Annotated in this window: 18 protein-coding genes; 2 read left to right on the top strand and 16 right to left on the bottom strand. The window is 41.0% G+C overall.

Features of this window, described 5'->3' with window-relative positions:
• Window positions 1-6 precede the first annotated feature (6 nt).
• Window positions 7-453, top strand: a complete 447-nt coding sequence (locus AC3WLU_RS12040) for a DUF5392 family protein (protein WP_063575798.1) — start codon at window positions 7-9, stop codon at window positions 451-453.
• A gap of 181 nt (window positions 454-634) precedes the next feature.
• On the opposite strand, the gene AC3WLU_RS12035 is transcribed toward AC3WLU_RS12040, so the two are convergent.
• From AC3WLU_RS12035 to hmpA, 13 genes are all read right to left on the bottom strand, one after another.
• The gene (locus AC3WLU_RS12035; RefSeq protein WP_063575797.1) at window positions 635-1,666 is read right to left on the bottom strand and encodes an aromatic ring-hydroxylating oxygenase subunit alpha; all 1,032 of its coding nucleotides are present in this window, start codon (window positions 1,664-1,666) and stop codon (window positions 635-637) included.
• A gap of 63 nt (window positions 1,667-1,729) precedes the next feature.
• Window positions 1,730-3,172, bottom strand: a complete 1,443-nt coding sequence (locus AC3WLU_RS12030) for an aldehyde dehydrogenase family protein (RefSeq protein ID WP_492597297.1) — start codon at window positions 3,170-3,172, stop codon at window positions 1,730-1,732.
• Window positions 3,173-3,286: 114 nt separating this feature from the next.
• Window positions 3,287-4,717, bottom strand: a complete 1,431-nt coding sequence (locus AC3WLU_RS12025) for an amino acid permease (RefSeq protein ID WP_412992973.1) — start codon at window positions 4,715-4,717, stop codon at window positions 3,287-3,289.
• Between the two features lie 58 nt (window positions 4,718-4,775).
• On the bottom strand, window positions 4,776-5,957 hold the full coding sequence (locus tag AC3WLU_RS12020) for a Glu/Leu/Phe/Val family dehydrogenase (protein WP_063575794.1): 1,182 nt from the start codon (window positions 5,955-5,957) through the stop codon (window positions 4,776-4,778).
• A 51-nt stretch (window positions 5,958-6,008) separates the two neighbouring features.
• Window positions 6,009-7,673: a thiamine pyrophosphate-dependent enzyme gene (locus AC3WLU_RS12015; protein ID WP_492597296.1), complete on the bottom strand. Its 1,665-nt coding sequence runs from the start codon at window positions 7,671-7,673 to the stop codon at window positions 6,009-6,011.
• A gap of 79 nt (window positions 7,674-7,752) precedes the next feature.
• A complete protein-coding gene (locus AC3WLU_RS12010) occupies window positions 7,753-9,249 on the bottom strand; it encodes a sodium:solute symporter family protein (RefSeq protein WP_098864316.1) in 1,497 nt (498 codons plus the stop codon).
• The gene (locus AC3WLU_RS12005) at window positions 9,249-9,440 is read right to left on the bottom strand and encodes a DUF3311 domain-containing protein (protein WP_057277949.1); all 192 of its coding nucleotides are present in this window, start codon (window positions 9,438-9,440) and stop codon (window positions 9,249-9,251) included. The genes AC3WLU_RS12010 and AC3WLU_RS12005 overlap by 1 nt, the downstream gene beginning before the upstream one ends.
• A gap of 86 nt (window positions 9,441-9,526) precedes the next feature.
• Window positions 9,527-10,501, bottom strand: coding sequence for a hydroxyacid dehydrogenase (locus AC3WLU_RS12000; protein ID WP_413000957.1), 975 nt, complete (start codon window positions 10,499-10,501; stop codon window positions 9,527-9,529).
• 188 nt (window positions 10,502-10,689) lie between these two features.
• Window positions 10,690-12,624 carry a sigma 54-interacting transcriptional regulator gene (locus tag AC3WLU_RS11995; RefSeq protein ID WP_413000955.1) on the bottom strand — a complete coding sequence of 645 codons (1,935 nt, stop codon included), beginning with the start codon at window positions 12,622-12,624 and terminating at the stop codon, window positions 10,690-10,692.
• Window positions 12,625-13,269: 645 nt separating this feature from the next.
• A complete protein-coding gene (locus tag AC3WLU_RS11990) occupies window positions 13,270-13,704 on the bottom strand; it encodes a general stress protein (RefSeq protein ID WP_095679369.1) in 435 nt (144 codons plus the stop codon).
• 80 nt (window positions 13,705-13,784) lie between these two features.
• Window positions 13,785-15,032 (bottom strand): glutamate-5-semialdehyde dehydrogenase, encoded by a 1,248-nt coding sequence (locus AC3WLU_RS11985; protein WP_440438949.1) that lies wholly within the window; start codon window positions 15,030-15,032, stop codon window positions 13,785-13,787.
• Window positions 15,033-15,067: 35 nt separating this feature from the next.
• Window positions 15,068-16,156: a glutamate 5-kinase gene (gene proB, locus AC3WLU_RS11980; protein ID WP_492597295.1), complete on the bottom strand. Its 1,089-nt coding sequence runs from the start codon at window positions 16,154-16,156 to the stop codon at window positions 15,068-15,070.
• Window positions 16,157-16,490: 334 nt separating this feature from the next.
• Window positions 16,491-17,699 carry an NO-inducible flavohemoprotein gene (gene hmpA, locus AC3WLU_RS11975; RefSeq protein ID WP_400448223.1) on the bottom strand — a complete coding sequence of 403 codons (1,209 nt, stop codon included), beginning with the start codon at window positions 17,697-17,699 and terminating at the stop codon, window positions 16,491-16,493.
• 170 nt (window positions 17,700-17,869) lie between these two features.
• Between hmpA and AC3WLU_RS11970 the strand changes: the two genes are divergently transcribed.
• Window positions 17,870-18,334: an RrF2 family transcriptional regulator gene (locus AC3WLU_RS11970; protein WP_057277839.1), complete on the top strand. Its 465-nt coding sequence runs from the start codon at window positions 17,870-17,872 to the stop codon at window positions 18,332-18,334.
• Here AC3WLU_RS11970 and AC3WLU_RS11965 read toward each other — a convergent pair.
• From AC3WLU_RS11965 to AC3WLU_RS11955, 3 genes are all read right to left on the bottom strand, one after another.
• On the bottom strand, window positions 18,286-18,567 hold the full coding sequence (locus AC3WLU_RS11965) for a hypothetical protein (RefSeq protein ID WP_492597294.1): 282 nt from the start codon (window positions 18,565-18,567) through the stop codon (window positions 18,286-18,288). The genes AC3WLU_RS11970 and AC3WLU_RS11965 overlap by 49 nt on opposite strands.
• 13 nt (window positions 18,568-18,580) lie before the next feature.
• Complete coding sequence (locus AC3WLU_RS11960) at window positions 18,581-19,225, bottom strand: HD-GYP domain-containing protein (RefSeq protein WP_413000948.1); 645 nt, start codon at window positions 19,223-19,225, stop codon at window positions 18,581-18,583.
• 146 nt (window positions 19,226-19,371) lie between these two features.
• Window positions 19,372-19,557, bottom strand: a complete 186-nt coding sequence (locus AC3WLU_RS11955; protein ID WP_034307842.1) for a zinc-finger domain-containing protein — start codon at window positions 19,555-19,557, stop codon at window positions 19,372-19,374.

Here is a 19,557-nt window from a genome sequence, read left to right as displayed (position 1 = left end):
GAAACAATGAATATCAAAATAAATAATATACCCGGTTTCATGCAAAACGAAATCGAACAACTTCAATTAAAGTTGTCCCCCTTGTTGAAGAAAAATATGAAATACGGTTTTTTTTCAACGGTGATGATAGGCTTTTCCATCATTAATCTTTTTTTTCTTTTATTTAAGAACGACTCTTTACCCATCTCGAAAATCGCACTTGGAATCTATGCATTGGTGGGAGCTGTAGGATTTGCCTTATTAAAAGAAAACAAACACAACCAAAGAGAAATAGTGAAAATGAGTCAAAAATATATGTTGGAGAGAATCAAAAAAAGCAACTATTTAACAGATGCCAGAAAAAACAACTACTTTAAACGAGTAAATGAGCAACCGCTTACTGCCATGAATGTTTTTTTTGAGTTTCTTGCTGAAGAACAACAATGGAAGAACAAATCCTCCCACTCCGAATAAATAAAAGGAAGTTCGCAAATTTCATAACAAATAAGGCAAAAAAGGCGGCACAAAAAAAACAACTCAACCAGTATGCTCCGGTAAACTGCCGAATCACACTGGTTGGTTGCTTAGGTTTTTTTATTTACAAATTCTCCATGAACATTCCTTTTTTAGTGCATTCCAATTGAGAGCTCAGTGGTTAGTTCTGGAGCTTATTTTCAATGAGTTCATGAAAATAGACTGCAGCATGTTCTGTTGGAGAAAAGATTCCATTTGTAAATGCCTCGGAACTTAATCCTTTTTGAAGTTTTTCCACTAGATCAAAATCTTCCTGCCGTACTTGATCAACAAATTTAAAATATTCTTCTTTTTCTATGGTTGTTTTTTCATCTAAGGAATAATCCCGATAAATACCTAACGACGTCACAGCATCAACGGGAATTACTTGAATGGTATTCACGTTTCCGTCTCCTGGATAAACGTTAATCATCATATTTGGCCAAACCCAATAAAAACGCGCTTGGTCCCCTTCGCCATTCTTGCTTGCTGTCATATATTGATAGGTGAATTTGTCATGTGTCGTTGTGCAAAAGTTTGCTAAATCAAAGGATTTAGCAAAGCCAGGATGAGCAATGGAACAATGATCACATTCCAGGTAATTGTCAACAACGGCCTTCCAATTAGCTTTTACCACACGGCGGGTTTCCCTAACTAGTTTCAGTGAATCAAAGAATGGATACTCTTTCATTTCCTCTAAAAATTCCCGATATGCTTCTGCCATAGGGGGTGCATTTTTGTCAAGATTGACAAAAATCATGGCATTCTGAACTTCTATGCGAATGGATTTCATACAGCTGTGTATCCCCAGCTCATTCGTTTTAAAATTAGGGGCTCTATTTACACTTCCATCTAATTTGAACGTCCATCCATGGTATCCGCATTGTAAAATTTTCTTATTTCCTTTATCGGCATTTTCTACTTTCATTCCGCGATGAGGGCAAATATTGTAAAAAGCACGCAGTTCACCATCGGTCCCATGAGAAACGATAATAGGCTCTCCGGCGATATCCAATGTCATGAAATCGCCTACCTTTTCCACTTGGCTTGCATGCCCTGCCAAAATCCAACTCTTTCTGAAGATCTTTTTGCTTTCTTCATTGAATACCTCTGGATCGACATACCGTGAATAAGGCAGTGTTGGGCTGAACTGTACATTTTCTTTCGTGGACATTTTGAAATCCCCTCCTGTTTTTGATCTAATTTAAAAGTTTAAAAACGCTTAATTCAATTTTAGTTATATCCGATCCATATAGACTGTCTTGACTTCTGTATAGAATTCAACGGCACTCTTCCCTTGTTCACGGCTGCCCGCACTTGAACTTTTACATCCGCCAAATGGCATTTGCGGTTCGGTTCCTGCCGTTTCCGAATTGACATGAACAAGACCCACTTCAACATCTTCAATAAACCGTTGAGCCAATGTTAAATTGTTCGTACAAATGGCTGCGCTCAATCCATACTCTGTATCATTTGCCATCTTAACTGCTTCCTCATAATTTCCAGCCTTAAAAAGGGCAATGACTGGTCCAAAGATTTCTTCACGCGCAATGCGGGCATGTTGAGGAACATTTTCAAAGATTGCCGGCTTGACATAAAAACCATTCGCCAATTCCGCTTCTGCCGGGATCTCTCCTCCGCATAAAAGTGTAGCTTCTGATTTCCCAACATCGATCATTTCAAGCACGCCATCGCGTTGTGATCTAGAAACAGCGGGACCGATAAATGTTTCTTCTTTGAGCGGGTCGCCCACTTTTAATTCTTTCGTACGTGCGACAAGCCGTTCCCGGAATACTTCATAAATTCCTTCCTCCACAATCACCCGGCTAGTGGCTGTGCATTTTTGCCCTGTGGATTTAAAAGCTCCGCCTATAGCTATTTCCACTGCTTTTTCAAGATCAGCATCGGCGAGGACGACAAGCGGGTTTTTCCCTCCCATTTCCGCTTGCACTTTCTTTCCATGCTCAATGGCTTGTTTTTGAATTTGCTGACCTATTTGATTCGAGCCCGTAAAAGATATAGCCTTCACATCAGGATGTTCCACTAATGCAGCACCAATGACGGAACCCCTTCCGAATACACAATTGATGACACCGGGCGGAAGACCCGCTTCATCAAAGGCTTTTATCACATGATGGACAGACTTAGGTGTAAGATCAGCCGGTTTAATCACGACTGTATTCCCATAAATCAGGGCCGGCGCCAATTTCCATACAGGGATGGCGATAGGAAAGTTCCATGGTGTAATCAAACCCACCGGACCGAGCGGCGTGCGGGTAGTATATAAAAATGTATTGGCATTGGCTGAAGGAATTACTTCCCCGAGTGGCTGCCGAGCTTCAGCAGCATAATATTCAAGTATGCTGGCAGCCCGATTGGCTTCCCCCTTCCCTTCCAAGAATGTTTTTCCTTCTTCCTTTATCAAATCTTGACCTACTTCCTGCATATTCTTTTTCAAAATATCAGCTGCTTTTTGCAAATATGAAGCCCGTTGCTGAAACGAAAGTTTTTTCCATAAAGGGAATGAACTTTTTGCGGCTGCCACTGCATCATGTAAATCAGCCGCCGCACTAGATGGAAATTCTCCTAAATTTTCACCATCATGGGGACTAAGATTTTCTCTATACTCCCCTGTAGTGGGTTCTTTCCATTTTCCATTAATATAATTTAAGTAACGCATACTATTTCCTCCGTATTCTATTATTCTACTTCTCTAAGTTATAGGTTTTGCTTTTAACTGCACTTCTAAATGAATCTTAAACGACCGTTTTCTTATATCTTGATATAATAATCACTATTGAATAAAATCATTGGTCTGTTCAGTTTTTAAGGCTGGCACCTCGACGTTCCTTCGCGCATATCTGAAATAGTAAAATATATAGCAAGCAACGACGAAGCCCAATCCCCAATACAACGAGGTTCGCTGTGTCGGATCATAAGCGGTGAACACGAAAATACCTAGACACATAATGATGCAGAGAATCGGGGCAAACGGGAAAAAAGGTACTCTAAACTTCAGATTTTCAACCTTTCCGCCTGCTCTGATATACTGCTTGCGGAATCTGTACTGTGCGAACGCAATCGCCATCCAAGTAAGCACCCCTCCAACCCCGCTTATGGAAAGCAGCACAACGAATAACGTTTCTTCCGCTACTACACTAGTAAGCAGCGACAGCAAGGCAAAGACCATGGTGACTAGTAAGGCGTTCATAGGTACACCGCGCCGATTGAGCTTTCCAAATGAAGAATGTGCCATACCGTTTTGAGAAAGGGAGAAAAGGATTCTTGTACAAGCAAACAGACCCGTATTTCCTACAGAGAGGACCGCTGTCAAAATTACGAAATTCATAATGTCTGCTGCATAAGGAATGCCTACCATTTCAAACACGGTTACAAATGGACTTTCCAGTACACCGACTTCTTTCCAAGGAACGATGGCCGATAGAACAAAGATTGCCAGTACATAGAAAAGCAGCACACGTATTACGATGTTTCGAATCGCTCTCGGAATGCTTTGTTGCGGGTTTTCCGTCTCTCCTGCTGCAACACCCATGATTTCCGATCCCTGGAAAGCATATACGACTGTCATCATCGATATGAAAACACCAGTGAACCCTGTAGGAAATAGTCCATCTCCTATAAAATTGGAAAGGAACGGGGCAGGTTGTGCATCCTCCATATGAATCAATCCAAACATCGCTGCTGCACCGATAATTATGAAGAGAATGACGGCAAGCACTTTAATCCCGGAGAACCAATACTCGGTCTCTGCAAAACTTCGCGTAGTCAATGCATTTATAGTGAATAAAAGGACCGTAAATATCACACACCATATCCATACTGGTATATCGGGAAACCATCTGGTCATGAGCAAACCGGCCGCTACAAATTCCAGGCCTACGTAAAGAGCCCAGCTTAGCCAGTAAATCCAGCCAATGACAAATCCAGTGGCGGGACCAATAAATTTCGTTGCATGGACCTGAAAGGAACCGGACACCGGCATCACTACCGATAATTCACCGAGACAAATCATCGCCAAGTACATTAATAAACCACCGACCAAATAGGCAACAATCGATCCTAAGGGTCCAGCTTCACCGATTGCATATCCTGATCCCAGGAAAAGACCTGTTCCAATTACCCCACCTAAGGAGAGCATGAATAAATGTCTGCTCTTCATTGAACGCTGTAATTCTTTTGGCTGATTTTCATCTTCTGTTTGCATGAAATCCCCCCCGTTCCTGATTGATAAACTGCCTGAACACTTTCATGATTAACACAAGTTAACGAGAGTTCCCCGATAACGCTTCGGAAGGCACTGCATATTCCGGCAAGTCGCTGATTGTCGGTTTAAATATTTCATAAGCTACTTCTCTTTGATATTTTTTTTGTTTTTTTGCTTGAGTAAACAAATGATACGTATTTTTCCTGCATAGTTTTTCTATATCATCGACGACAGCTTGTGGATTTGGTTTAATCAGTCCGAAAATAACCGCATCATAAAATCTTATCGCCCCCAGGTTGGCAACGAAATCATTGACAACATCTATTCCTCTCTGTCTTATGATTTCGTCTCCCTCGGGAGAAAGGGGAATGTTTGCCGCCTCCACAATCAAGCTTGCTTTTACGCTTTTGGCATTGGATATGTGGATGACATCCTCCAATGCGGACGGAATTAAAATGTCGCAATCTATGTCGAGCCATTCCGTGTTTGGCCTTACATCATAATGCGGTTCAAAAAAGGCTTTATCCATTTCCCCGTACATATTTTTATGATCAATAAGCTTTTGGACATCCAATCCTTCGTCACATGTAACCAAAAGGGCTGCATCGGAAATTCCCACAACTTTATAACCTAACTGGAACATTTTCAATGCGCAGCTTGCCCCTACACAGCCGAATCCTTGAATGACAACTCTTGCTCCACCTTTTCCGTTTTTAAATTTCCATGCCTCATCTGCGGAGAAAGCCACACCATAGCCTGTTACGACATCGTTTAAAAACAACCCGTCGATTTTTGTCGTCAACAGTTCATCGAAATCTTTTATCCCTTGCAGAACATTCGGATTCTGCTTCATTGATTTCGTTAGGGGGATATCAATGCCAAATTCATTAAATATTTTGAGTACATCTTCATATTTGGTACCTAAATCACTGCCTAACGATACCCCTATATCTATATAAGGCATCATCGCAATCAGAAATCTTCTTAACACTGCATATGCGTCTGGCGCTTTATAATCATAGGCAATGCCCGCTTTACAACCGCCAGTCGTCTCAGACTCACAGGCTACATACTTATAAGCCATCGCCTCGGCCAGCCTTTCTACCTCTTCTCTTGTAACCGTTGGGTGCATTCTTGTACCGCCGCCTGTGTATCCTTTTACAAAGTTATGGACAACCAGCCAGCCTTTAGCATCTGTTTCCGTATCATTCCATTCAACAACTATATATGGTTTTAACATCTATGATACCTCCCTTACATGCCTTTTATTGGGTCCTGCTAACTTCCAAAGTTAATTATTAGACATTAACTTTTCGTATACTTCCTTCTTGTCCTGGCCTACAGATAGAATCTTTGGATTGACTGCAACTTCTATTACAGACGGCAGCCCTGAAGTAATCGCCCGTTGCAGCGCTGGCGCAAAATCAATATTTTTTTCAACCTTTTCACCATGTGCCCCAAATAAGCGGGCCAATCCAGCAAAATCAGGATTAGATATGTCAGTTCCAACAGCCCGGTTTGGAAAATGCCTTTCTTGATGTGCTCGAATTGTTCCGTAAATATTATTGTTCACAACAATTGATATGGTCGGAATTTTATACCTTACAGCGGTTTCAATCTCTTGGAGAGTCATCATGAAGCCACCATCCCCCGAAATAGAAACAACATGTTTGTGAGGCTGCGCCAGTTTTGCCCCAATAGCAGCAGGCAATCCATATCCCATTGCACCCGACGTTGGCCCCACGTATGTGTTTTCTTGTTCAAAACGATAATATCTTGATAACCATCCAAAAAAGTTGCCTGCATCATTTGTAATGATGGTATCCTTCGGCAGACAGACAGCCAGATCATGCATCAATCCGTCCATATCCACGAAATCCTCTGTGTAATCGGCCTTCGGTTCAGAAAATTCCATATATTTATCGTGCAATTCTTTCAGATGATCTTCGCCTGAAATAAAAGATCCTGATTCTGGCGCTTGCAGTGCTTGTTCCAAAAAGCTCTTGGCATCCGCTTCAATGGCAAGAGAAGGAGCATACACTTTACCAAAAATATCGGGACAAATATCCACATGGATCAGCTTTGAATTTTTAGAAAGCAAGGTGTAATCTTGTGTTCCTACTTGAGAGAATCGTGTCCCTAATGCCAAAACTACATCTGCATCCCGGATTGCATCAAGTAAATATTGAGGTGTCCCAAATCCAAGCCACCCTGCATAGCAAGGATGTGAGTTCGGAAACGCGTCAAACCGACGGAAAGCTGTAACGACAGGAAGTTTCATTGCCTCCGCAAACTGTACAAGCAACCTGTTGGCCTTAGCATGAATCACACCTCCGCCAGCAATCAATACGGGGCGCTCCGCGTTTCGTATCGTATCCATCGCCTGCTTCACATCTTCCATATGTGGTTGAGGAGGAAGCGAGCGATATGAAGGGTTCATGTTCAACTCTGCCTCGTCTTCCAACATGTCATGCGGCAAAGCCACTAATACAGGGCCAGGACGCCCCGATCTCGCAATATGGAAAGCCCGTTGCAATAATTCCGGGATTCTTTCCACACGATCGATCTCTACCGTCCATTTACATAAATGACTGAAAAAACCCGTCAAATTCACTTCCTGGAATGCTTCCTTTTCTTTATAAGGGCGTTCGACTTGGCCAATAAGCGCAATCAAAGGGGTTGAATCCTGAGCAGCAGTATGAATGCCGATAGCTAAGTTTGTAGCACCCACTCCACGCGTTGCCATACAGACCCCCACCTCACCTGAAGCCTTGGCATACCCTTCCGCCATAAAAGAGGCACCTCCTTCATGCCTTGCGGAAATAAGTTCTATTTCAGGATGTTGGTATAGTGCATCCATTACACTAAGATAACTTTCACCTGGTACACAAAAAGCTTTTTTTACCCCTTCTTTAGCCATTACTTCTACGACTGCTCTTCCTCCACTGACTTTCATAATCAAGCCTCCCGCTTTCGAAAACGTGTTTTTATTCTATTAATCTATGATTATATGAATATTGGACTGATTCCCACTGTCATTTAACAAGCTTTTCCATTCCTGAAGCCTGTTTAATATCTTCTTTCATCCCAAGTGAAGTTTTTCTAGTAACTGCACTCACTCCTAAAGTCACTGCGATGTTGATGAATAATACAGCTAACCCTACATCAAGATCTTGTATGGCTTGCGGCAGAGATGGAAATAATGTAGCAAGTGTCGTACCTGATGTAGTCGAGTATACAACAATTAGAATTCCAACGATCATGCCGGCAAATGCTCCTTGAACCGTGACAGGATTCTTTTTCCACAAACTGAAAAATAGTGCTGGAAACAACTGTGCCATGAAGCTATATGCCATAAGATACAAGGTAAAAATCGACTCCCCGCCATTGAACGTAAAATATAGAGTCACTATAGAAATGACAGGTACTAACATCCTGCTCAATCTTTGTAGCTGGTCATCCGATGTATTCGGCTTCCATACCTTATATACATTTTTTGAAAGTATCGTGGCCGTAGCCGTCAAAACGAGTGAACTGGGAATAAGGGCGGCCATTGCCCCTGATGCTCCAATAACTCCTACAAACCAGGGATCAAATGACATCTTCGCCATTTTAAATAAAGCTAAATCTGCTTCTGCTCCCTGTAAATTCGGAACTTGGAGAATCGCAGAAAAACCAATAAATAACGAAAAAATGATGATTATTTGATAAATTGGCATAACCCCAGCATTCCAACGAAGTGATTTCGGACTTTTTGCAGAGAACACTCCCGCTAACATATGAGGAAACATGTAGAATGCCAATGCTGTCATGATCGTAGCTGAAATAAACCAAGAGATACTCAAACCTTGTTCCGGGAAAATCAAAAATCCTTGTTTTGCTGTATCGATTGCTTCAAACATTGGCTGTATACCACCGTAATAATGAAGCGGAAAATAAATCCCCATAAAGACGACAACTGTCAGAATCATGATATCTTTAATGACCGCGGTCCACGCCACTCCATGCATCCCTGAAGCCGTTACATAAATTGTGATTGCAATTACCCCAACAACAATAGCCACATTTGGAGATATGGAACCATAGGAGGTTTCCGATACGATAATACCTAACCCTTTCAACTGCATGATCAGATATGGAATAATTGAAATGACGCTAATTACCGCCACAAGAACACCTAAAGCCGGACTGTTGTACTTTTTGTCATAAAAATCAGATTGAGAAATGACATTATTTTTTTTTGCATATCTCCAAATAGGCGGCAACAGCCAATAGGCGATTACAAAATAGAAGCAATTAAAAGCGTATAAGGCAGGAGGCATACCAGATCGATAAGCTCCGCCGCTCGCCCCCAAAAACGTATATGTCGTAAACATTTCACCTGCTATCAAAAAGAAGAGCAAAAAGCTGCCGAAGCCTCTTCCGCCAATGGCCCATTGTTCCAAACTCATTTTTTTACCTTTTCGAGCTTGAAGCCCTAACCAAATACACAGAACCAGAAAGAAAAGGATAACGAGCAGGGCTTCATTCATCAGTCTTCTTCCTCCTCGGTTGCAGGATCAAGTCTATTGGCGATTATCAAAAAAACTGATGTAAGACAAACCCATAATATCGCCCAAAAAAGAACAAATGGCATCCCTAACACATAAGGTTCAATTCGATTGATAACCACTAGCGAGCCAAGTGCCGGTATTGCACTTATCACATAGATTATTTTCTTCATTTGTTCACCACCCTTATCAACAAATGCCAAACTCGAATCTTTCAAACCTCATTTATCAGAAAATACAGATAATTTTCTCTGTATGATTACATTGACACCCCTTTAGTTAAAGGCTCATTTACAGCCCAGTTCGGTTTCACCCCAGAAAGAACTTGTTCCACCTGCATTGCGGCATGTACAGCCATGCGTACGGAACCTTCCTTCGTCAAAGCGGCATTATGAGGGCTGACAATCACATTATCCAATTTAAAAAGTGGATTCCATTTATCAGGAGGTTCAACTTCAAATACGTCTATTCCGGCACCGGCAATCTCGCCTGCTTGCAAAGCGTTTACTAGATCACTTTCCTTCACCACACCGCCCCTGGAAGCGTTTACAAAAAAGGAGGAAGTTTTCATCCAGGAAAACTCACGGCTTCCTATTATTCCTTTTGTTGTTTTCGTTAACGGCAGATGCAGACTAATAACATCAGCGTTTCTGAATACCCATTCTAAATCTGTTGCTATCTCCAGCCCAGAATTCGGGCTGGCGGTAACATAAGGGTCGTAGCCAATCACTTTCATATCGAAGCCTTCGGAAGCTTTTTTTGCCAGTATTCTGCCGATTCTCCCCAGTCCGATAATCCCCAAAGTCTTGCCTTCCAAGTCCATACCAAAAAGTTGATTACGGATAGCAAAATTCCCGCTGCGCAGCTCTTTGTCAGCCAAGCTTAAGTTTTTGGACAAAGATAAAATTAATGCCATTACATGTTCCGCTACAGAATTCGCATTTGCCTCTGGGGTATTTGTTACATAAATGCCACGCTCTGTAGCAGCTTCAATATCAATATTGTCCAAGCCCACTCCATACTTGGCTATTACTTTGAGGTTTTCAGCTGCTGTAATAACTTCTCTATTTATTACAGCCGTTGATCTCGTTAGTACTGCATCACAACCCTTGATTCCTTCCATAAGAATTTCTTGCGACAAATCAGATCCTACTTTAATCTTAAATCCTTTTTCTACTAAATAACTTTTCCCCTCTTTCTCAATATCTTGAGGAATATACACTAAATGACTCACACATTCCCACCAACCTTTCATGTTAACCTTGAAGGAAAAACCTTTCCTACTACATTGTTTATATACAATTATTGTGCCAACATAAAAAACATCCGTTTATTCAAGAAAGAAGCCAATTCGTTCTCAAATTAAGAGATAAATAAAGTAAACAAATTGTTTCATAATGAATGAATTTGTTTCAATCCGTTTCAATTTGTTTCGATATTCAAATTTTTCATCTTTCTCCATAAAGTCGTCCGACTCATCCCTAACTCAAAAGCAGCTTTTCCTTTGTTAAAATTCACCTTCATTAACGTTTGAACAATTCTTTCACGCTCGGATAAATGTATCCCAGGTGATATATCCATCTCTTCGTTTTGTTCCGAAAGAAGTATTTTCTGATTACTTTTATTCGGAAAATACATTTCGATATCGTACACATCAATTATCTTGTTCTTATAAAGAGCGCATAATCGCTCACAAAAATTTTGCAATTGGCGAATATTCCCTTCCCAATTCCCTTCACTCAGCCTTTTCATGGCAGTTTCCGAAATTTTGATTTGTTTCTGATCCGAATGACCTTTCCGAATAAAAGCATTCACCATTAACGGAATATCTTCTCTGCGTTCCCGAAGCGGAGGCAATACAAGGTCCAGCACACTCAAGCGATAATACAGATCCTCCCGAAAGTCATTACTCTTTACCATTTGCATGAGGTCTTTGTTCGTTGCCGACACTATTCTCACATCAACAGGGATTACTTTATCATCACCGATGCGCATGATTTCACGCTCCTGCAGGACACGCAGCAGCCGGCTTTGCATTTTTGGGGAGATTTCTCCTATTTCATCCAAAAAAATCGTACCTCTATGAGCCAGTTCAAAAAATCCTTGCTTTCCGCCTTTCATGGCTCCCGTGAAAGCTCCTTCTGCATATCCGAAAAGCTCACTTTCCAATAAATTTTCGGGAAGCGCTGCGCAATTAATGGCAACAAATGGGTTATTTTTCCGATTGCTATGATTATGTATGCTTTGGGCGAATATTTCCTTGCCCGTTCCAGTTTCTCCAATTATAAGAATGTTTGAATCCACTTCACTATAACGTTGAGCTGTTTCAATCGTCCTCTTGATTTCCGAACTCCGATACAATATATCATCAAATGTGTACTTTGCCACATGTCCGCGTGAATGAAGCTTTCTAAAGAACTTCCCTTCCATCTCCTGAATGCGGGTAACATCTTGAAAGGCGACCATATCCCCCACTTTTTTACCTTTTAAAAATATCCCGACCTTTTTTACCGATAATTGAATGGATTGGTAAGCAACGGTATCTTTTTCGTATTCATCGTCGCTTAAAAGCATATTACGAAATGTACCGGGCTTTATTATATCGTATACAGAACTTCCAATTAAGCTCCCCTTGGAAATGGCTAATATCTCCTGAGCGGCCGTATTGAATACGGATATTTGTCCTTTTAAATCTATTGCAATAACCCCTTCATAGGCATAATTAAGAATCGTTTGGTAACGCTTGGTCTTCTCCTGTTCCCTTCTGCTGACAAGAGCTACCCTTTTCGCCTCAATCAACGCCTGCCGAAATGATTCCTTTCCAGTATCAACCAGAATGGCCCCCAACCCTATCTCTTCAGCATATTTACAGGTACTTAACCCACTTAACACAACCTCACAGCCATCTCTGGCGGCTAAATCCACTAAACTGACTGAGGACTCGATATCATTTAATATATAGGACTGAATTGGCAAATCAACGATATCCGAAAGGTTTTCCACGCCATAAATCATATTCAAAGCTCCTATGACGGCCACTTTTTTACTGCCGAAACGTGCCTTGCAATCATGCAGGGAACGAATGAGGTCAATGCCCTGCACAGGAATATCAACGATAGGAATGGATTCATTGCATTCTTTTAATAGTTTCGTGATTAATCCCCTTGAGATGATTACATCGGCATCAAGTTTCAACTTCCCAATCTTATCGGCATCCTCAACTACCTCCTCTAAAACAAACTTCACTGAAACGTTACCACCATTTTCCGATTCTTCCAACTTGTTGAACTCCTCAAATCTTTCAAAAGCATCCGTAATATACCCTTTTCGGGGAACAACGAGTTTTATTTTTATCAAAATACCCACCTCCAGCGTAAAATCAATTTGGCTTATTGGATGTAAGCTCTGGCAACCTGTTATTCTAGCCAGATCAAATAAGGACGAGATATAATAAAGGTAGCTAATACGCCGCAAAAGTTTTCATTTAAAGCCGCGATAAGAAAAGTAATGGCCATAAGTACGATTGAGGTTATTTCTGCATTTTATTAAGATTTTTCATTTTGAAAAATAAAAAACCCTGTTATCCTGGGTTTTTAAGGATTCCGATTGATATTAATTATTACAAAAAGAATGGACATTCAGTCATCTCATTTAAAACTAGAGAACGATTTTTAACATCAACATCATCATAATGATCCTTATGGTGAAATTCATCATGCCTCTTTAATTTCTTAAAGGGCGGCTTCCACCTACGTTATTTTCCATAATTCCCCTTCCTTTCACGCTAACAGGACTATATTCCTTTTATTCTTCATACAAATGTGGAATTCCTTTTGATTTTATCGTTAGTGACAATAAAATTAGCCTACAAACAGATAAACCCCGTTCAAGAATCCTGAACGGGGTTTATCAATAAATAAGAGCTGTTTAATTTGATTTTTTATGGAGTTTAGTTCTCAAACATCATAAGTCTGTTCATTCAAGGTGGTTTTACATACGAACTTAAAAAGGATCGGCGATGACAAGGATTTTCCCTGCCTTAATATCCTCTAGATATTGATCGACTTCGGCTTCCTCCAGTCCAATGTCCAATAATGGCTTTCTCAATCCGCCTGCTCCCGATGCTGCCCCGGCTGCGGCTCCGCCAAATGTGGTGAAAATCGGACCCGCTGCCAATATCGGACCTATTCCTGGTACGGCCAATGCACTCATTCCAATAAGCAAGCCTGTCAATCCGACAGCTCCGCCGGCTGCTGCCCCGGCTACTAATCCATCAGTTTTTGCCGGGCTGACTTCCTCTGCTTCAGTTGGTAATTTATCGATGTTTTTTGCCACTACTGATATTTGATCGGATGTATATCCTTGTTCCTTTAAATTTTTGACTGCTGAAGTCGCTTCATTTTCATTATCATATATTGCTATAAACCTCTTGTCCATGGTATCTGCTCCTTTAAAAGTAATGTATTGTACAATACCCTTAATTGAGGTTTAATAACCTTCCATGAAAGAAATGAATTCTATTCCCGGATTTGCCCCTGGCCGTATATGAAGTACTTGCTTGATGTTAAGGCAGGTAAACCCATTGGTCCGCGTGCATGCAGCTTTTGAGTGGAAATGCCGATTTCTGCGCCATAACCGAATTCAAAGCCGTCGGTAAAACGGGTGGAAGCATTGTGATAAACGGCTGCGGCATCCACTTTATTCAAAAATGCGTAAGCATTTTGTTCATCCCTCGTTAGGATTGCTTCAGAATGCTTGGAACCGTATCGGTTTATGTGATCAATGGCATCGGATACACCTTTTACAGTTTTCACGCTGAGTTTTAAAGCCAGGTACTCAGTTGACCAATCTTCCTCCGTAGCCGTTTTCGCTCTCGGAAAGGAGCTGCAAACCGCTTCATCTCCATATAATTCAATACCCTTTTCGTCCAGGAGTTCCAGAATACGCACTCCATTTTCTTCAAACCATTTTTCATGGATCAGAAGCCCTTCAATGGCATTGCATACGGATGGTCGCTGAGTTTTACCGTTTAAGACAATTTTCTCGACCATCGTGATATCTGCGGTCTGATCGATGAAGATATGGCAATTGCCTGCTCCTGTTTCAAGGACGGGGACAGTGGACTCCTTAATCACCGTTTCAATTAAGTTCTTTCCGCCGCGTGGAATCAAGACATCTAAATAGTCATTTAGATGAAAAAGTTCCTTAGCGGTTTCACGACTCGTATCCTCGATCAACTGAACAGCTTCTACAGGGATTTCCGTATTCTCCAATGCTTTATGAATGGAAGAGACTAGTGCGATATTGGAGTATTTGGCTGACGAGCTGCCTCTTAAGATGACAGCATTCCCCGTTTTCAAGGATAATGTAGCTGCATCGATGGTCACATTCGGCCTTGCTTCATAAATCATTCCGATTACCCCGATAGGCACCCTTTGTTTTTTAATCAATAAACCATTCTCTTTTTCAATCGTTTCCAATCGTTCCCCAATCGGATCATTTAAATCGATTAAAAGCATAATGGCCGCTGCCATGTCATCAATACGGTTACCATTCAACATAATTCGATCTAAGATAGACTCGCTGAGACCTTTTTTCCTGCCATCTTCCAGATCCTTTTCGTTTTCCTTTATCAAAAAATCTTTATCGATAATAAGTTGTTTCGCAATTTTCCCAAGAGCCTCATTCTTTTTTTCCGTACTCAATCCGATTAGCTGATAACTGGCTTTTTTGGCTGCCTTTCCTTTCGCCGTCACTTCACTCATTTCTAAATTCCCCCTTTTTTCTTGAAATTGATTTTTTATGCTTTCACCCATTTATCGCGATGAATAACTTCTATGGAAGTGATTATAAGCTCGGATGTCCTCTTTCCCATCGCCTGTTTTAATTCTTCGTCGGAATAAAGGACCTCACCCCGCCCTAATAACCCATTTGCACCAAAGACTTCGACAACATCACCCTTATTGAAGACTCCTTTAATTTCATAAATTCCAGCTGGCAGCAGACTGCTTCCATTTGAAACTAAGGCCCTTTCGGCACCTTCATCAACGAAAATTTTCCCGGATACTTTTGAATGAAGGGATATCCATTGTTTGTTTTTCGTTACCATCTCCATGTCTTCATTCCCTATATATGTGCCATCACCATTGCCTTCAAGGATAGTTAGAAGTTTATCACTCCCCAAACCAGATCCGATGAATACTTTCACCCCTAGTGACAATGCCGTTTGCGCTGCAATCAGCTTCGATTTCATCCCACCGGTTCCTACATTAGATCCTGCACCTTCTGCCATTTGCAATAAATCATCCGTAACTTCGGATAATTCATCAAATCGTTTCGCCCCTGGGTTTGTCTGTGGATTGGAATCATAGAGCCCATTAATGTCCGTTAATATGATCAAGTTCGTGGCGTGGACTAACCCGCTTACCAAGGCGGATAGCATATCATTATCACCAAAAGTCAACTCCTCGACCGATACTGTATCATTTTCATTTATGATCGGAAGGATGCCGCGTTCAAGCAATTCCATCAATGTGGCATATGCATTTTTATATCGATCTTTTTTCGAGAAATCTTTCCTTGTTAATAAAATCTGCGCCGGAACGATTCCAAAATGCCCCAATTGTTCCATATACGATTGAATCAATAGGCTTTGACCTACAGCTGCAGCAGCTTGTTTTCCTTTGAGAGTGATAGGTCGCGTAGGGTAGCCAAGCTTGCGAAAACCTGTCGCTACAGCACCTGATGAAACAAGGACAACTTCATGTCCGGCTTTCCTTAAAGCTGCCACTGCCTGGATATGATCGGAAAATTTATTCTGGTCGATTTCACCTTGTGTGTTGGTCAAAGAACTACTTCCTATCTTTACAACGATGCGTTTCTTTTCCATCGATTACTTCCTCCAATAAATATCTAAGACATGAAAAAGAGCCCTTTTCATCCTCGAAATAAGGACGAAAAGGGCTGCTCTCCGTGGTACCACCTTCATTGAATGCAAATTCATGCATTCCACTTTGCCTGATAACGCCAGGATTTGCGCCTATGTTTTGCATAGGACTCAAGAAGCAGGTTCAGCGCATTCCTGTCGCGGGCCTTCCAGCAAATGACTCCGCTCTCTGTCACAGTGATTCTCGCATACTAATCTTCTCTCAACGTTCATTGTTTTAATATAGTATGCAAAATTATCTGCTTGATGTCAATAACATTCCTTCGATGAATGAACCTTATAGCGCCATGGCCGGGCCGAAGAATTCATAGTGGATTTTATCCGTATCTACCCCAAGCTCTTTCAGGTAAGTGATGATGGCCTTCATGAAAGGCACAGGGCCGCACACATAATAATCAGCTTCAGGTTTAACAATACTGCTCAATAATTCCTTATCTACATACCCTTGCTTTGCAAAATTCGGCAGGTTCTTATCATCCTCACTCGGGTTTTTAAAGACAAAGGATAATTGATAGTTGGTAAGTTTGTGCCCTAGTTCTGTCAGTTCCATTCTGAACGGCTGTAAATGGCCATTATCGGTTGCATGAATGAATTGTACATCACGCTCAGGTGTCTTTTCAGCCAACGCATGTACCATGCTCATGAAAGGCGTTATGCCAACGCCTCCGCTCAAGAATACTGCCGGTGTTCGTTTATCCAAGTCGATGGTGAAATCACCTGCAGGAGCCGTTACGTCAATACTGTCACCCATCTGAATGGATTCATGCAAGTAGTTAGAGACCCTTCCATCAGGAGAGGTTCCCGGCTTTTCTTTTTTAACGGAAATACGGAAATAATCTTTTCCCGGAACATCAGATAAACTATACTGACGGTTGAATAAATGAGATTCACCAGGTATCTCGATCCGAACGGTAATATATTGTCCTGGAAGAAATGCCGGAACCTGATTTCCATCTGATGGCTTTAGATAAAAGGATGTGATTACGTCACTTTCCCGTACTTTTTCCACCACTGTGAATCGTTTGAAATCAGACCATCCGCCGACCTGATTGGAAGCTTCGTCGTACATTTCCTTTTCGATGCTAATGAAAACATCCGCAATGACTCCGTACGCCTCTCCCCAAGCTTGAAGGATTTCTTCTGTAGCCGCATCTTGTAACACTTCTTTGATTGCGCCTAATAGGTGTTCTCCAACAATCGGATAATGTTCGGCTTTGACTGCAAGGCTTCTATGTTTTTGTGCTATTTGCTTCACGGCAGGTAAAATCGTTTCAAGTTGATCTATATATTTAGCTGCTGCCAATACCGTGTTGGCAAGTGCAGTTTGCTGGCGCCCCTTTTTTTGATTGGCATGATTGAAAACATTTAATAATTCAGGATGTGCTTCGAAAAGATTTTTATAGAATACAGTTGTGATAGTTGTACCATGCACTTCTAATACAGGTACGGTTGATTTTATAATATCGATAGTTTTCTGGGATAGCATAGGTAAACCTCTTTTCATAAACAAGTATTTTGAATACATGTTTATATTAGAACTTAAATGCATTAAAAGCAATATTTTTTATACATCTTTTCAGATAATAAGTTTTCATGTTTATAAAATGTTCACATTTATGATATAGTCAAATGGGGATAGAATGTGAGGCGATAAACATGAGGTTGACGAGTTATTCCGATTACTCACTTAGAGTGTTGATTTACCTGGCTACCCACGACCAAAGCAAATTATCAAATATCAAAGAGATTTCTGAAGTATATCAACTGTCTAAAAATCATTTGATGAAAATTGTTCATAATCTAGGTAAATTAGGCTATATTGAGACGATACGTGGAAGAAATGGCGGTTTCCGGCTTGCAAAATCACCCGCTGAAATAAATGTAGGGGAACTTGTGCGGAGAACCGAAGAAGATTTTTATCTAGTGGAATGTTTTAAAGATCACGATAACTGTGTGATTTCTCCCGTTTGTTCATTGAAATTTGTCCTTAACAATGCCTTGGATGCTTTTCTTCAAGTCCTTGATCAATATACGATTGCAGACTTCAGCGAAAATAAAGTGATGCTCAAAACCTATTTTGATTCGGTAAAGCAGAATGACGAAGAGCCCGATTTTTTATAATCGGGCTTTTTTCCATTAACCGATTGATTCATTCGATTTTCCATTCGTAAATCTATGATTTCTGTACCGGTTTTCAATAAAGCTTTATGGGGATTGTATGGATCGATCATGATGATCGTCCCGAATCGTCCATTGGTTAGCATGACTTCTTTTCCTACCAACGTGGACATTAATCGGCTTACAAGCTCCATTAGGATCTCAGGATTGAATTTACTGACCATATCCCTGTTCATTTGCTCAATCACCTTATAAAACGGCATGGCCTGATGATGATGACATCGCATGGAATACGTCGGCTATAGCGACGATTTTCGCATGAAGATGGATATCCTTTCCACTCTTCCCTTGAGGATAGCCTTGCCCATCTTCCCGTTCATGGTGCTGGAGGGCTGTTAATGCAATCGATGGTGGGATTCCAGGGATATTTTTAAGTAATTCATATCCATAAATGGCATGGCGTTTCATATCTTCATATTCTGCCTCATTCAGTTTACCCGGTTTTTCCACTATATTATCCGAAATCCTTGTTTTCCCCACATCATGCAGCATGGCTGCCAAAGTCAGGGCTGAAAGGTTTTCTTTGGATAATCCAAGCTTCATCCCTAGATAAGTGGCGATTATCCCGACACCTATATTATGCCGATACGTGTACTCGTGATCTGCATGCGGCTCATCGAAAAGGGAATAAATATCAGGGTTCATTGCAGCTTCTGCAATGACAGGTGCAACTTTTGCTTTAATCAATACAATCTTTTCAAGCTGTATTTTTCCTTCTTTACGTATATCTTGAAAGATGTTTTTCAAATGAAGAGAAGCTTCGTTGATTCTATCCTGAATATTTACGTTAGGTTGTACATGTTCTACCCTTAAAGCAAATGCATCTTTTATCAATTCTTCCCTTATGAAATCATTTTGGGGGTATGGTAAGAGGCTGTTTCACATGCTTCCCTCTTCTATTTTTCATTGCTCTCACACTTTTCTCTATTTTTTATCTGTAATACCATATCCTTCTTTCTCTTGTGTCTTAATGAAAGCAATTAAGTTCGGTCACTAAGTTCATTGCCGAGCTGTTTTAGTTTTTCACCAACCGTGCATTCTGAAATACAGAACTGATGGGCATACGTACGCCCCTTCTCTTTTCGAAAATGCTTTCTTAAAAAACAATCTTGGCAAAATGAAGCGAGAACATCTTCCACTTCTTCATATATTTTTTTCCTGTTCAT

It is taken from the genome of Peribacillus sp. FW305-BF15 (assembly GCF_058783805.1).
This window is presented reverse-complemented; position numbering and strand designations above follow the sequence as displayed.

What these genes read in the sequence shown, in the direction of transcription:
- AC3WLU_RS12040 (WP_063575798.1), top strand. Translation starts at nt 7, where the DNA reads ATGAATATCAAAATAAATAATATACCCGGTTTCATGCAAAACGAAATC.
- AC3WLU_RS12035 (WP_063575797.1), bottom strand. Translation starts at nt 1,666, where the DNA reads ATGTCCACGAAAGAAAATGTACAGTTCAGCCCAACACTGCCTTATTCA.
- AC3WLU_RS12030 (WP_492597297.1), bottom strand. Translation starts at nt 3,172, where the DNA reads ATGCGTTACTTAAATTATATTAATGGAAAATGGAAAGAACCCACTACA.
- AC3WLU_RS12025 (WP_412992973.1), bottom strand. Translation starts at nt 4,717, where the DNA reads ATGCAAACAGAAGATGAAAATCAGCCAAAAGAATTACAGCGTTCAATG.
- AC3WLU_RS12020 (WP_063575794.1), bottom strand. Translation starts at nt 5,957, where the DNA reads ATGTTAAAACCATATATAGTTGTTGAATGGAATGATACGGAAACAGAT.
- AC3WLU_RS12015 (WP_492597296.1), bottom strand. Translation starts at nt 7,673, where the DNA reads ATGAAAGTCAGTGGAGGAAGAGCAGTCGTAGAAGTAATGGCTAAAGAA.
- AC3WLU_RS12010 (WP_098864316.1), bottom strand. Translation starts at nt 9,249, where the DNA reads ATGAATGAAGCCCTGCTCGTTATCCTTTTCTTTCTGGTTCTGTGTATT.
- AC3WLU_RS12005 (WP_057277949.1), bottom strand. Translation starts at nt 9,440, where the DNA reads ATGAAGAAAATAATCTATGTGATAAGTGCAATACCGGCACTTGGCTCG.
- AC3WLU_RS11990 (WP_095679369.1), bottom strand. Translation starts at nt 13,704, where the DNA reads ATGGACAAGAGGTTTATAGCAATATATGATAATGAAAATGAAGCGACT.
- AC3WLU_RS11985 (WP_440438949.1), bottom strand. Translation starts at nt 15,032, where the DNA reads ATGAGTGAAGTGACGGCGAAAGGAAAGGCAGCCAAAAAAGCCAGTTAT.
- proB (WP_492597295.1), bottom strand. Translation starts at nt 16,156, where the DNA reads ATGGAAAAGAAACGCATCGTTGTAAAGATAGGAAGTAGTTCTTTGACC.
- hmpA (WP_400448223.1), bottom strand. Translation starts at nt 17,699, where the DNA reads ATGCTATCCCAGAAAACTATCGATATTATAAAATCAACCGTACCTGTA.
- AC3WLU_RS11970 (WP_057277839.1), top strand. Translation starts at nt 17,870, where the DNA reads ATGAGGTTGACGAGTTATTCCGATTACTCACTTAGAGTGTTGATTTAC.
- AC3WLU_RS11965 (WP_492597294.1), bottom strand. Translation starts at nt 18,567, where the DNA reads ATGAACAGGGATATGGTCAGTAAATTCAATCCTGAGATCCTAATGGAG.
- AC3WLU_RS11955 (WP_034307842.1), bottom strand. Translation starts at nt 19,557, where the DNA reads ATGAACAGGAAAAAAATATATGAAGAAGTGGAAGATGTTCTCGCTTCA.